14 protein-coding genes are annotated in these 13752 nt (G+C 68.6%); 6 read left to right on the top strand and 8 right to left on the bottom strand.

The genetic code is table 11. The annotated features are described in order from the left end of the window. The first annotated feature begins 178 nt into the window (after positions 1–178). The 3 genes from ABZV91_RS12865 (at position 179) to ABZV91_RS12855 (ending at position 3119) form a co-directional block, all read left to right on the top strand. On the top strand, positions 179–1219 hold the full coding sequence (locus tag ABZV91_RS12865) for an NAD(P)-dependent alcohol dehydrogenase (RefSeq protein ID WP_355239759.1): 1041 nt from the start codon (positions 179–181) through the stop codon (positions 1217–1219). Between the two features lie 273 nt (positions 1220–1492). After that, positions 1493–2290, top strand: coding sequence for a mycofactocin-coupled SDR family oxidoreductase (locus ABZV91_RS12860; RefSeq protein ID WP_355239756.1), 798 nt, complete (start codon positions 1493–1495; stop codon positions 2288–2290). A 1-nt stretch (position 2291) separates the two neighbouring features. Further along, complete coding sequence (locus ABZV91_RS12855; RefSeq protein WP_355239753.1) at positions 2292–3119, top strand: mycofactocin-coupled SDR family oxidoreductase; 828 nt, start codon at positions 2292–2294, stop codon at positions 3117–3119. A gap of 32 nt (positions 3120–3151) precedes the next feature. On the opposite strand, the gene ABZV91_RS12850 is transcribed toward ABZV91_RS12855, so the two are convergent. Continuing rightward, a complete protein-coding gene (locus tag ABZV91_RS12850; protein ID WP_355239750.1) occupies positions 3152–3775 on the bottom strand; it encodes a DUF4328 domain-containing protein in 624 nt (207 codons plus the stop codon). Between the two features lie 346 nt (positions 3776–4121). Between ABZV91_RS12850 and ABZV91_RS12845 the strand changes: the two genes are divergently transcribed. Next, a complete protein-coding gene (locus ABZV91_RS12845) occupies positions 4122–4715 on the top strand; it encodes a hypothetical protein (protein WP_355239747.1) in 594 nt (197 codons plus the stop codon). A 256-nt stretch (positions 4716–4971) separates the two neighbouring features. On the opposite strand, the gene ABZV91_RS12840 is transcribed toward ABZV91_RS12845, so the two are convergent. From ABZV91_RS12840 to ABZV91_RS12820, 5 genes are all read right to left on the bottom strand, one after another. Beyond that, on the bottom strand, positions 4972–5835 hold the full coding sequence (locus ABZV91_RS12840; RefSeq protein WP_355239744.1) for an alpha/beta fold hydrolase: 864 nt from the start codon (positions 5833–5835) through the stop codon (positions 4972–4974). A gap of 97 nt (positions 5836–5932) precedes the next feature. Continuing rightward, entirely contained in the window at positions 5933–6190 is a 258-nt protein-coding gene (locus ABZV91_RS12835; protein ID WP_030525305.1) for a hypothetical protein, read from the bottom strand. 2 nt (positions 6191–6192) lie between these two features. Next, the gene (locus ABZV91_RS12830; protein ID WP_355239741.1) at positions 6193–7857 is read right to left on the bottom strand and encodes an FAD-binding protein; all 1665 of its coding nucleotides are present in this window, start codon (positions 7855–7857) and stop codon (positions 6193–6195) included. Positions 7858–7886: 29 nt separating this feature from the next. Beyond that, positions 7887–8258, bottom strand: a complete 372-nt coding sequence (locus tag ABZV91_RS12825) for a nuclear transport factor 2 family protein (protein WP_355239739.1) — start codon at positions 8256–8258, stop codon at positions 7887–7889. Between the two features lie 65 nt (positions 8259–8323). Next, positions 8324–9859, bottom strand: a complete 1536-nt coding sequence (locus ABZV91_RS12820) for an FAD-binding protein (protein ID WP_355239736.1) — start codon at positions 9857–9859, stop codon at positions 8324–8326. A 206-nt stretch (positions 9860–10065) separates the two neighbouring features. Here ABZV91_RS12820 and ABZV91_RS12815 point away from each other — a divergent pair, with 206 nt between their 5' ends. Continuing rightward, positions 10066–11691 carry an NAD(P)/FAD-dependent oxidoreductase gene (locus ABZV91_RS12815; protein WP_355239733.1) on the top strand — a complete coding sequence of 542 codons (1626 nt, stop codon included), beginning with the start codon at positions 10066–10068 and terminating at the stop codon, positions 11689–11691. A 74-nt stretch (positions 11692–11765) separates the two neighbouring features. Further along, positions 11766–12449, top strand: a complete 684-nt coding sequence (locus ABZV91_RS12810) for a PadR family transcriptional regulator (protein WP_355239730.1) — start codon at positions 11766–11768, stop codon at positions 12447–12449. Positions 12450–12694: 245 nt separating this feature from the next. On the opposite strand, the gene ABZV91_RS12805 is transcribed toward ABZV91_RS12810, so the two are convergent. Both ABZV91_RS12805 and ABZV91_RS12800 read right to left on the bottom strand, forming a co-directional pair. Continuing rightward, a complete protein-coding gene (locus ABZV91_RS12805) occupies positions 12695–13333 on the bottom strand; it encodes a Dabb family protein (protein ID WP_355239728.1) in 639 nt (212 codons plus the stop codon). Next, positions 13326–13673 carry a hypothetical protein gene (locus ABZV91_RS12800; RefSeq protein WP_355239725.1) on the bottom strand — a complete coding sequence of 116 codons (348 nt, stop codon included), beginning with the start codon at positions 13671–13673 and terminating at the stop codon, positions 13326–13328. The genes ABZV91_RS12805 and ABZV91_RS12800 overlap by 8 nt, the downstream gene beginning before the upstream one ends. Positions 13674–13752: the final 79 nt, after the last annotated feature.

The raw sequence follows: 13752 nt of genomic DNA, 5'->3' as shown, positions 1-13752 counted from the left end.
GTCAGGAGGGCGTCGAGATCATTGGTCACACACTGGTCATAGACGCCCTCCGCCCATGTCCGGGCATCGACGGGACTTCGGACTTACTCGTCTAGCCTGGTCGCAGTTGCTGTATCCGCACGTTCGCTGCCGTTCCACCAGTACGCACCCAGTCGCTCGGCTCGGAGAGGACAGGCGCATGAAGGCACTGCAATACGTGACCGTCGGGGCAGAACCGGAGGTCCGCGAGATCCCCACTCCCGAACCGGGCCCCGGCGAGGTACTGCTTCGGGTGACCGCCGCGGGGGTCTGCCATTCCGACGATTTCGTCATGAACAACCCGCCGGAACAGTTCGGTATCGAACTTCCCCTGACCCTGGGGCACGAAGGCGCTGGGCAGGTCACCGCGCTGGGCGAAGGCGTTCGCGGTATCGATATCGGCACGAATGTCGTCGTCTACGGCCCCTGGGGCTGCGGGAACTGCTGGTTCTGCGCACAGGGCCTGGAGAACTACTGTTCCCGGGCCGCCGAACTGGGCATCATGCCGCCGGGGCTCGGCTCGCCGGGTGCCATCGCCGAGTACCTGATCGTCGATTCGCCCCGCCATCTGGTACCGATCGGCGATCTCGACCCGGTGGCGACCGTACCGCTCACCGATGCCGGCCTGACCCCCTATCACGCGATCAAACGGTCGCTGGACAAGATCCGCCCCGGCTCGTGGACGGTGGTGATCGGCAGTGGCGGTCTCGGCCATGTGGCCATCCAGCTGCTGCGGTATCTGTCCTCCACGCGCATCATCGCCCTCGACGTGAACGACGAGAAACTCGAATTCGCCAGGTCGGTGGGCGCGCACGAGGCCGTGCTCTCCGATGACCGGGCCGCCGACAATGTCCGCAAGATCACCGGCCCGTCCGGTGCGAGCCTGGTCCTGGATTTCGTGGGCTTCCAGCCGACCATCGATACCGCCATGGCGGTGGCCGGAGTGGATTCCGATGTGACCATCGTGGGTATCGGCGACGGAAAATCCGCCGCGCGTGTGGGTTTCGGGGTCAGTCCGTACGAAACGGCCGTGACCTCGCCGTACTGGGGCGCTCGGGCCGAACTGATCGAACTGGTCGATCTCGCGCACGCCGGAGTGCTCGAGATCGCGACCGAGCGGTTCAGCCTCGACGAGGCTCCCGAGGCATACCGCCGGCTCGCCGCCGGAACCCTGCGCGGCCGGGCGGTCGTCGTCCCCTGACACTCTTCCCGGACCCCGGGCCGGAGATTCCTACCCGACGCCCCGCCGCGGAACAGTGCGGAGTGGGCACCGATGGGTACAATTCCGGCCCGATCCGATGAGCGGCCCAGCGACCCGCACCCGATAGTGGAGGTCGGACACACCCCGGGCCCCCGTTCCCGCCCAGTGGGAGCCGTCTCGGTCCCGGCCCGGTGACCGGGAGAAACGCCGTCGCTGAGCATCCAGCGCACCTAGCGTCGCCCGCATGGATGCGGTATGTGCCGGAGGCGCCCGATGAAGCGCCTACAGAACCGGGTAGCGGTGGTGACGGGGGCAGCGGGCGGAATGGGCCGCGCCCATTGCCGCCGGCTGGCCGAGGAGGGCGCCGATATCGTCGCGCTCGATCTCGCGCAGAGCGCGGCCGAACTGGTCGCGGTGGCCCAGGAGGTGGAGGACCTCGGCCGCCGGTGCGTGACCGGTTTCGCCGATGTCCGCGACCCGCTGGCGGTCGAGGAAGCCGTGAACACCGGGGTGACGCAGCTCGGCCGGCTGGATGTGGTCGTCGCCAATGCCGGGGTGTACGCCGATCTGGCGCCGGCCTGGGAACTGTCCGACGACGCCTGGCAGCGTGCCCTCGATATCAATCTCACCGGCGTCTGGCACACCGTCCGGGCGGGGGCCGCCCATCTGGACGCGGGCGCGTCGATCATCATCGTCGGGTCGACGAACGGCATCAAGGGTGGTGCTTCGGCCGCCCACTATTCGGCGAGCAAACACGCCGTGGTGGGCCTGGCGCGGACGCTGGCCAACGAGCTCGGCCCGCAGGGCATCCGGGTGAACACCGTGCACCCGGGATCGGTGGCGACGCCGATGATCCTGAACGACGACGTGTACGCGAAATTGCTACCGGGACGGCCGAATCCGACCCGAGACGACGCTGCGCGGGTGCTCGCGGAACGGACGATCCTGCCGGTGCCGTGGGTGGAGCCGGTGGATATCAGCAATGCGGTGTTGTTCCTCGCGTCCGACGAGTCCCGGTACATCACCGGCACCCAGCTCGTCGTGGACGCCGGACTTACTCAGAAGGTGTGAGATGGGACGGGTTTCGGGCAAGGTAGCGCTGGTCACCGGCGCGGCACGGGGTATCGGACGGGCCCAGGCGGTACGGCTGGCCGAGGAGGGCGCCGATATCGTCGCGCTGGATCTCTGCGGTCCGGTGGAGACGGTGATCATCCCACCGGCCACACCGGAAGACCTCGAGCAGACCGTGCGAGCTGTCGAGAAGACCGGGGCTCGGGTCGTGGCCGCTACTGTCGATGTCCGGGACGGCGCGGCGCTGCGGGCGGCCGCCGACCGGGCGGTGGACGAACTCGGCGGCCTGGACGTGGTGTGCGCGACGGCCGGGATCACCTCCAGCGCACCCGGTCTGCAACTGACCGAGGAACAGTGGCGGACGATGCTGGACGTCAACCTGACCGGTGTGTGGCAGACCTGCAAGGCCACCGCCCCGCATCTCATCGCCCGCGGCGGCGGGTCGATGATCCTGACCAGTTCGATCGCCGGACTGGTCGGGCTCGTCGGGGTGGCCCACTACACGGCGGCCAAACACGGCGTGGTCGGACTGATGCGGTCGCTGGCCCAGGAGCTGGCGCCACAGGGGATCCGGGTGAACTCGGTGCACCCGACCAATGTGGACACCCCGATGATCCAGAACGATATGGTCCGCCGGTCGTTCCGCCCCGACCGGGAGAACCCCACCCGCGAAGAATTCGCGGAGGCCGCACTGACCATGAACATGCTGCCCATCCCCTGGGTGGAGCCGGTCGACATCGCGAACGCGTCGCTGTTCCTGGCCTCTGAGGAGGCCCGCTACATCACCGCGGTGACACTGCCGGTCGACGCCGGCAGCACCCAGCGGTAGCAGGTTCAAGTAACTCGGGACGGCCGGCGTACCTACTCCTGAGTGGACCCCAGGTGTTCGTCTTGCCAGCGGGCCAGGGTAAGCGCGAGAGACCGGAAGGAGAGCGCCGACACGGTGTACAGCGCCGTGGCACCCAGCAGACTTCGACCGAGAGCCACCGCGCCCTCGGGGAACCCGAGGGCGCTGGACTGGAAGAATCCGTAAGCCATCAGGGTCGGCGCCACAAGCCAGCTGATCCACCAGACGGAGACCGCACGCAGGTTCTGCCCGGTCGGGTTGCTTGCCCGGACCACATCGCCGACCACGATCACCGGAACCACGAAGTTCACGATGGGTATCAGCCAACCCACGATCGCCCACCACGACGGTAAGCGGTGGCCGGTCGGGGCCAGGAGACCAGCGTTGGCGCGCGCACGTACCAGCCACCCTACGACCAGTGCGCCGACCACAGGCCAGGCCAGGATCATGAACAGTGCACCCGACCCGAGCAGCGCCTGGCCGACCTGCCCTTCGGTCGATTTCTGGGTCGAGCCGAAGGTGAAAGCGGCCGCGGCCATGGCCAAAGGCCCCAGAACCGCGATGAAGACCGCTGTCGTCGCGGTCAGCGTCCATCCCCGTAATGGTCGAATGCCGCGAGTATTGGTGGTGTCTTGCATGGATCCCTCCCGTATCCGTCCGAGGCGGGCGCCTCTTCGGTTGTACCCGGTGATCACCCACGGGAGTCCGGCTGCCGTAATCAGGTTTCCGCCCGGGAGCGACATAGTGGCATTCGATGAGCTCACGTGCAACACGAATCGACCGAATCTCCGGGCGGGGCGAATCAGCCGTCGACGCGCCGGCCAGGAACGCGGCGCCCGCACGTTCCGATGCGTTCGTCCGCGCCAGCGCCATGCGCCCCGGCCGGTCGCCGATTTCGCTGAGCTGTTCGGTCGTCGACGCCCCTCCGAGGCAGGATAGGGTCGATCGCCGGAAATTGTTTCGGGCCCATGCCAGGAGATGAATATGTCGACTTTCATAGATCAGTTGGTGCTGGATCTTCGTGACGGGGCCGATCCGCAACCGGTGCTGGCCGCCCTTCGCCGCAGCGGTGTGAACGCCCACCTGTGGCTCGAAACCCTGCCAGGAGGGAGCTTGCGGTTGATGTTGTACTCGGATTCGGGAGAGTTGTACGAGCTGCCGGAATTCATCATCGAAGCCACGGGGCATCTTATTTCCCGGATCCTCGTGGAGAACAATGGCGATGAATACGGTGCCGAACTCGTCGTCCTCGCCGAACACGAGGGCCGCTTCGTCCGTACCCTGCATCTCAAGGTGGACGGTGAGGACCGACCGGAACGTGGGGACTACGATCAGTTTCCGGTGGACGAGGGGCTGAACGACGACTGGTATGAAGAATACGATTTGGTGTATGGGCCAGAAGCCGGTAAAAGGACCGCTGCAGCGTACGGCGTGGCGGCGGAGAAGCTGGAATCGGACTATCGAATTTTCGATGCGAACCTCTGTACCAATCCCGCATTCGGCTACTTGTGGCGGGCGTTGGATATCTGGATGAGTAATCGGGAACCCGATCTGACCCTGGGTAACCCGGCGCACTAGCGTGCTGAGTCGTTGGTCAGCGCCGTAGGTTGGTGGCAGTAGCCGCCGACCGGGGACACCGGTCACCCGCCCCTGATCGCCTACGACCACCGATCCGGCCACGGACTTTCTCATCCTTTGTCGACTGCCAGGACGTTCATGACGGCTGGCATGGCACCAAAGGGCCCCGGCGGGCGGGTTCGTAAGGTGTTGGCTTTAGGCGAGAGAACACCCCGGAGGTCTCAGACGCGCGCTGAGGAGCAGGACTCCCGGTATCTCAGGCCTTCCGGGTCAGGAAAGCCATGACCGTGGATTCGAAGGCCGCCTTCTGCTCGATCATCGCCCAGTGGCCGCAATCCGGGAACACATGGAGTTCGGCGCGCGGGATGGTGCGCATCGGCAGCAGTGCCATGTCCAGGGGGCTCACCCGGTCGTCACGTCCCCAGGTCACCAGGGTCGGCGCCTTCACCTTGTGCAGCATCGCCCACGGCGGCGGGGCGTCCGCGGCGTCCATGGCACGCACCATCGCGGTGAACGCGGCCCGGCTGTACATGCGGCGGGCGCTGTCGAGGGTGGCCGGATCGGTGGCCTGGGCCCAGCGTTCCTCGATCATCTCCTCCGTGACCAGGGCCGGATCGTACACCATCGAGTGCAGCCAGGCGATCAACCGTTCCCGGGTGGGGTTCTCGGTGAAGTCCTGGAGCAGCCGGATGCCCTCCCCCGGGCCCGGGCTGAAGATGTTCTTGCCGATACCGCCGATGGTCACGATCTTGCCGACCCGGTCGGGATGGGCGATCGCGTAGTTCAGCGCGACCCCGCCGCCCATCGAGTTGCCGACGATATCGACCCGGTCGAGGCCGAGCGCGTCGACGAAGCGGACCACCGCGTCCAGGGCGGTGATCATCGGATGCCCGCCGAAATCGTCACTGACGCCGAACCCGGGGAACTCCAGGATGAGGGTGCGGAACCGTTCGGCGAAGAAATCGAGATTGCCGCGGAAGTTCCGCCAGCCGGTGACCCCGGGCCCGGAACCGTGCAGGAGCAGCAGCGGCGTACCGGAGCCTGCCTCGTAACACCGCAGTGTCCCGGCGTCGGTCCGTATCTCCCGCAGCTCGTGCTCGGTGCTGGAAACCGTCGTCATCGTCAACCCTCCATCTCGGCGTACTTGTTTCCACGCTGCCAGCTGTGCGGCGACCGCTCACCCGGCGTTCCCGGTGAGCGGTCGTTCCGCCACCGGGTCAGCCGAGGCGCCCCGGTACAGGCTCCCGGCGGCGTTCGTCGGTGGGCAGATCACCGTCGGCGACGGCCCGCTCGATGGAATCGCGTAGTGCCGGGCAGGTGGGAATCCATTTGCTGTGCTCCCCCAGGGCCGCCCGGCGGGCGAATTCCGGGCAGGCGGATTCGGCGTCGTCGAGCCATTGCACACTGGTGTGGCTGGGGCTGAACTTCTCCACCAGCACTCGGTTACCGCAGTTGGCGCACTGTACGGGCTGCACGATCACTCCTTCGTCGCGGCGTGGCGGGCGGCGATATAGCCGAACACCATGGCGGGTCCGATGGTGGCGCCGGCACCCGCGTAATCGGTGCCCATGACCGCGGCGGAGGTGTTGCCCGTCGCATACAGGCCGGTGATCACGGCGCCGTCGGCACGGAGGACCTGCGCGTTCTCGTTGTACACCAGCCCGCCCTTGGTACCCAGGTCACCGATGCGGATTCGCAACGCGTAGAACGGTGCTCGATCGAGTACGTCGAGGGTGGGCTGCGGGAGGGTCGGGTCGCCGTAGTAGTTGTCGTAGGCGCTCTCGCCGCGCCCGTGGTCGGTATCGCGGCCGGTACGCGCGGCGTCGTTGTACCGGCGCACGGTCGCCTCCAGGGCCGCCGCGGGCACGCCGATCGCGTCCGCGAGTTCACCGACGGTGGCCGCGCTGCGCACCAGCCCCGAGGACAACCAGTCCGCCGGGAACTTCTGTCCCGGCATGATCCCGCCTATGGGGTAGCGGTTCTTGGCTCTGCCGTCGAACACCAGCCACGCCGGGTCGTGACCGCCCGCCAGCTGCGCGTGCACGAAGGTGACATAGGGGGCGGCCTCGTTGGTGAACCGGACGCCGGAACCGTTCACGATGATCGACCGGGGTATGGATCGCTCCGACACCAGGACCTGGTTGATGCCGTCGGGCCGTTGGAACGACGGCATCCACCAGGCGTCGTCCATGAGATCGACCGCGGCGCCGACGCGTTCCCCGGCCACGATCCCGTCACCGGTGTTGTCGGCGGAGGCGGCGCTGAAATTGTCGCGGGCCCCGGCGGGCAGATGCTGTTTGCGCAGCGCCTGGTTGTATTCGAAACCGCCGGTCGCGAGCAACACTCCGTCCCGGGCCCGGATCCTTATCTCCCGGCCGCCGCGTTCGGCCACCACACCCAGCACCGCACCTGTTTCGTCGGTGATCAGCGACCGCATCGCGGTGTTCAGCCACAGCGGGACCCCGGCGTCGCGCAGGGCCAGGCGCAGCCGGGCGATCAGGGCGCGACCGAGAGTGTCCATATGCCGCCGCAGCATCACGGCTTTCACTGCCCGCAAACCGGTGAGCAGCGCGGTCCAGCGGGCCTTCCAGGTCCGGGTCACCATGTTCAGCTGGACGAAATCCTTGGACGTGATGAACAACCCGGGCGGGGTGGCGAGCGCGGCCGGGCGGAGGTAGGGCTCGTCGGCGCCGAGTTCACGCAGATCCACCGGCAGCGGTTCGATCGACCGGCCGGCCGGCCGGCCACCGGGGGCTTCCGGGTGGTAGTCGGAATAGCCGGTGCACCACTGGAAACGCAGGTGCGGGCCGCTGCTCTCCAGGAATTCCAGCATTGCCGGGCCCTGGTCGATGAACGCGTCCAGATTGGCCGAGGGCACCCGGTCACCGACCACGGCGTCCAGGTAGGCGCGCACATCGGCGCGGGCATCACCCAGACCCTCACGCAGCAGCACCGGGTTGTTCGGTACCCAGATCCCGCCACCGGACAGCGCCGTACTGCCGCCGTAGTAGCCGGCCTTCTCGATGACCAGGGTGTCCGCACCCCGGTCCGCGGCGGCCAGCGCGCCGGTGAGGCCGCCGGCGCCGCTGCCCACGACCAGGAAACCCACTTCGTGATCCCAGTGCTGTTCGGTAGGGGACACGGATATCTCTTTTCTCGTTGCGGTCGAACTCAGCCGAAGCTGATGTCCTCGGCCGACCAGAACGCGCACATACTGGTGATCCGCGCGTGCTCGTCGAAGGTCATGACGTCGATGGGTTCGACGGTGATGGTCTGCTCACCGGTCTCGGTGACCACCCGGAAACCGAACGCGGCACTGTCGCCGCTCACCCGCAGGGTCAGCAGTTCCGTACTGCGACGGGCGGATTCGAGGTTCCCGTAGAATTTCTCGATGGCCGCGCGGCCGGTGTGCGACGGACTGCCCACGGGATCTTCCAGGGTGGCGTTCTCGTCGTAGAGGGCGGCGATATCGGCCGCGGTCCCGGTCGCCACGGCGTCGAGGTAGCGGTGCACGGTCGCGCGGATCTGTTCGGGTTCGGGCATCGGTGGGTTCCTGTTCTGATCGGGGGCCGAGAACCGGCCCGCGACCGCGGGCACGGCGCGCGGCGTCAACGGCCGAGGATGTCGAGTACGGCGAGGTGGGCGAACAGCATCGAGGCGCCGATCGGGTTACCGCCACCGGGGTAGACGGTGCCGCTGACCGCGGCCATCGTGTTGCCCGCGGCGTACAGGCCCGGGATCGGCGTCGCGTAGCGGTCCAGCACCCGGGCGGCGCGATCGGTCCGCAGACCACCCTTGGTGCCGAGGTCGGACAGGCCGAAGGCGGCAGCGTGGAAGGGCCCCCGCTCGATCGGCACCAGCGGCAGCTCACCCTCGGAGAACGCCCGGTCGTAGGCCTCGTCACCGCGGCCGAAATCGGTATCGGCACCCGCGGCGACCAGCGCGTTGTAGCGCTGCACGGTCTCGACGAGGTTCGCCGCGGGCACACCGATGGCCGCGGCCAGCTCTTCCAGCGTCTCGGCGGTATGCCACAACCCGGCGGCCTCGTACTTCTCGGTCTCGACCATCGACACATTCGTGGCCTGCACCGGCGGCCTGACTCCGTCCCGGTCGTCGTAGACCATCCAGAACGGCAGGGTCATCTCCCCGGCGCGCAGCCGGTCGATGGCCGCCCGGCCGAGCCGGTCGTAGGGCGCGGACTCGTTGACGAACCGCTTACCGTCCTGGTCGACGAAGATGCCGCCGGTGAACCACAGCGCGAAGGCCGACCGCCCGTCGGGATGGGTGAGTCCGGGCGACCACCACGCCTGATCCATGAGATCGGTATCGGCTCCGGCGGCGATACCGGCCCGGTGCGCCTTTCCCTGGTTGCCGGGCGGACCCATGGTGTCGCGGGCGGCGCCGGGCACCCCGTAGTGGCGGCGCATCTCGTCGTTGCCCTCGAACCCGCCCGCCGCCAGGATCACCCCGCGCCGGGCCCGGATCGCGATCGGGCCGTCGGGCCGTTCGACGCGCGCGCCGATCACCGCGCCGTCCTCGACGATCAACTCCGTGAGTGCCGCGTTGCGATACAGCCGGACGTCCGGATAGGCCGCCAGAGCGCGCAGGAAACGACCGATCAGCGCCTGCCCGCCGATCAGGAGTTCCGGCGGTTCGGCGCCGAGCCGGTCGGTGTCCAATGGGCCGCGCAGCTGGTCGCGCAGGTCGCCCAGTTCGGCCGCGGGCAACGGGACGGGGACGATATGGCGCTGTCCGTCCGTCCGCGCTTTCGGGGCCGCGCCGAAATAGTCCGGCCACGGATACATCTGGAATTCGAAACGCTCATCGCTCTCCAGGTATTCGATGAGGTCGCGACCGCGGCGCACGAAGGTTTCCTGCAGTTCGTCCGGGGTGCGGTCGCCCACGACCGCGCGAAAGTAGGTGAGCGCGTCGTCGAGCGTGTCGTCGGTACCGGCGCGCACCAGCACGGGATTGCACGGGAACCAGACCCCGCCACCACCCGAATACGCGGTGGTACCACCGAATTTGTCGGTCGCCTCCACCACCGCGACCGACAAACCCTCCCGGGCCGCGGTGTAGGCGCCGGCGAGTCCACCGCCGGACCCCGCCACCAGCACATCCACTTCGTCGTCGAAGTCCACCACTGCTCCACCGCCTCCTCGCGCTGCCGGCTCGTGCCGAGGCCGACGGTAGGGCCGGTGCCCGGCGCGGGCGAACGGTTCTCCCGGTGACCGGGAGAACCGGCGCGATCCGGTGAATGTGCCGGTCAGCGGGAGACGGGCGTCCCGGAGGCGCGGCCCGTCCCTACCGTCGCTGCAGAGCACCGGACACCCGAGCAGTTGGAGGCACTGTGAACCCCGGAAAACCCTCGTCACCCGGCCGGACCCGCGTCGATGTGGCGGTCGTCGGCGCGGGTATCGCCGGGCTGTACGCGCTGCACCGGTTCCGTAGCCGCGGCCTCACGGTGCGGGTGTTCGAGGCCGCCGACGGCGTGGGCGGGGTCTGGTACTGGAACCGCTATCCCGGCGCCCGCTGCGATGTGGAGAGCGTGGACTACTCGTATTCCTTCGACGAGGACCTCCAGCAGGAATGGAATTGGAGCGAGAAGTACGCGGCGCAGCCGGAGATCCTGGCCTATCTCGAACACGTGGCAGACCGTTTCGATCTGCGCCGCGATATCGAATTCGGTACCCGGGTCACCGATCTCCGGCTCGACGAAGCGTCGCTGACCTGGCAGGTGGACACCGACACCGGTAGCCGCGTCACGGCCCGGTTCGTGGTGCTGGCCACCGGGCCGCTGTCGAATGCCAACACCCCGGCGATCGAGGGCCTCGACACCTTCGCCGGGCGGCTGCTGCACACCTCGGCCTGGCCGCACGAGGGCGTCGACCTGACCGGCGAGCGGGTCGGCGTGATCGGCACCGGCTCCTCGGGAATCCAGACGATTCCGGTGATCGCCGAACAGGCGGCGCGGCTGCACGTCTTCCAGCGCACCGCCAACTACAGCGTGCCCGCGGGCAACACCGCGCTCGACGACGAACTCCGGCGGGAACAGAAGGCGAACTACGCGCAGCGGCGCAGAGCGTCGATGGCCAGCGGTGGCGGGTCCCCGCACCAGGCGCATCCGAAATCGGCCCTCGAGGTGAGCGAGGCGGAGCGGCGCGCCGCCTACGAGCAGCGCTGGCGGCTGGGCGGTGTGCTGTTCAGCAAAACCTTCCCCGACCAGCTCACCGATCCCGCCGCCAACGAGACCGCCCGGCTGTTCTGGGAGGAGAAGATCCGCGCCGAGCTCGACGACCCCCGGGTGGCCGAGCTGCTGATCCCCCGCGACCATCCCATCGGCACCAAACGCATCTGCACCGATACGAACTACTACCGCACCTTCAACCGGGAGAACGTGCAGCTGGTGGATCTGCGCGCCACTCCGATCGAACGGATCGACGCGGGCGGCCTGCACACCACGGAGTCGTACTTCCCGCTGGACACCCTGGTGCTGGCCACCGGATTCGACGCGATGACGGGTTCGGTCGCCAAAATCGCGATCACCGGCCGCGACGGACGGACGCTCAACGAGGCGTGGGCGGCGGGCCCGGTGAACTATCTGGGGCTCGGTGTGCCGGGCTTCCCCAACCTGTTCAACCTCACCGGCCCGGGCAGCCCGTCGGTACTGGCCAATATGGTGTTGCACTCGGAACTGCATGTGGACTGGGTGGCCGAGGCGATCGGGTTCGTCGACGAGCGTGGAGCCGCCGCCCTCGAGGCCCGCGCCGACGCGGCCGCGGCCTGGGTCGCCGAATGCGCCGAGCGGGCGTCCGGCACCCTGATGACCCGGGCCAATTCCTGGTACCTGGGAGCGAACATCCCGGGCAAACCGCGGGTCTTCATGCCGTTCGTGAGCGGTTTCGGGGTGTACGGCGAGATCATCGCCGAGGTCGCGGCCGCCGAGTACAAGGGTTTCGACCTGGTCGACCGGTGATGGTTCCGGTGCCCGGCCTCCTCGGCGGTAGTCATATGCCGGACCGGTATATGACCACTGATAGCATTCGGCGAATGACGACGAGCGAACCCGAGCAGGCGCAGATCAACCTGCCGCCGACCAGCTGGGCGGTGCTCGCCATGCTCTCCTACGAAGAGGAGATCTCCGGGTACGACCTGAAGAAATGGGCGGACTGGAGTATCCGCTATTTCTACTGGAGCCCCTCCTACAGCCAGATCTACTCGGAACTGAAGAAGCTGGAACGGCACGGGTTCGCGCATTCGCGGGTCGACGCGGACAATGCCATGCGCGGCCGCCGCCTCTACCGGATCACTCCGGCCGGACGGGCCGCCGTCACCGCCTGGAGCAACAGCGCGCCCGTCGACCCGCCGATGCTGAAACATCATGTGATGCTGCGGATCATGTTCGGTCATCTCAGTTCGCCGGACCGGCTCAAGGAGATCCTGCGCGACCATATCGCCGACGCCGAACGGTTGGAACGCAGCGCCTCCGTGGACGCGGCGGCCGCGAAATCCGAGCCGGGCTGGGCGTACTCACAGATCGTGCTGCAGTGGGCGCAGCGGTACTACGCCGCCGAACGCGACCTCGCCCAGCAGTTGATCGACGATATCGACGCGGCCGAGTCCGCGCTGGTGGCGGCCGAACGCGACGAACGAGCCGACTATCCACACCCCACCCCGGGCCGGTGGCGGGAGGTCGAGCAGCGGGTCAAGGACGAGGACCCCGGGCGGCGCTGAGATTCGGCCGCCTCCGCGCCATGCCGGAGCGCGTCAGCGCGCGGGGCCGTCGATCATCGGGGAGACCCGCAGCGGCCGCGGCGAGGCCGGGGTGCGCGCTCATCCATCCCGGGTACCGGGTCGGCGCCGCTCGGGTCCAGCGGAAACACCGCCGGAAGCCGATCGCCGGCACCGAGCCGGAGCGGACACCCACCCGGATGCCGGTCGCCGGCACCGAGCCGGATCAGCGGCCCACCGGACCGGGGTCAGGTCAGCACCGGTTCCGTACGGACGCAGAAACTGTGGCAGATCCGGTCCCGGACGACGGCCTCCGGGCACTCCGGGTCGAACCAGCGGTCCACCAGACCCCAGTGCACCGGATGCGTGAGGTAGGCACCCGTCAAACCGTCGAGGTCGCTGAACTCCTGCTCCCAGATGTGCGTCCACCGCGCGGCGCCTTCGGCCCGGAGGGCCCGGCTCAACCGCCAGGCCCGGATGGTGGATATGTGCCCGGGCATCCGCAGCAGGTCGGCCTCGAATTCGGCCAGCACCGGCGGGGGCGTGGCCGGGTCCACGCGCAACAGCAGTGTGCGGTACACCGTGCCCGGACTGCGCGGCGCGGCCACACCGTGTACGCCGGGACCGTGGTCGGCCCCGTCGACGCGCAGTACCTCCGGCCGGCCGCACACTTCTGCCAGCCGGGACGCCGCCGCTCGCCCGGTCGCCGGCTCCGCGGAACTCAGGCGCAGCAGGATATCGCCGCCGTTGCGGACCCCGGGCAGAGTCGGTTCGATCAACCCGCCCACCGCCGCACCGGCCGCGGCCCGCAGTTCGGCGAGCAGGGTTTCGAGCGTGCCGGAGGCGGCATCGGGGACCAGATGGATCAGCCGGGTGATCTCATACATCGGCAAGCGCCTCGATATCGCCGGCCGCGGCGGCCGACTCGCGGGTCCGCCGGGCGATCAGGTGCTCGACGCCGGCCCACCACCGGGCCGGCTCCGGGTCGGGCCGGCTGCGCCAGATCGTCTCCCACCATCCGGCGGGACCGTCGAGCTCCCAGGTCACGGTGACCGTATTGGCCCGGTCGTCGAACCAGAGCGGCGGCGCCACCAGGATCCGGTCGAGCACCATCCCCCGCTCGACCGCCCCCGGGACGTACTCCGCGAGATAGCGGTCCACGAACTCCCGTGCGCGGCCGGGCATCGTCTCGATCCGGTCGACGATGTAGACCTTCGCTGCACCCATGGCGCCACGGTATGGCCGCGCGCGGGGGCCCGGCCGGGACCGGCCCACTCTCCGGGAGACGCGACTCCATCCGCGGGCC

This window comes from Nocardia sp. NPDC004568, assembly GCF_040609955.1.
GTDB lineage: Bacteria > Actinomycetota > Actinomycetes > Mycobacteriales > Mycobacteriaceae > Nocardia.
The sequence above is the reverse complement of the archived record's forward strand: the minus strand, read 5'-3'. Positions and strand labels throughout refer to the sequence as shown.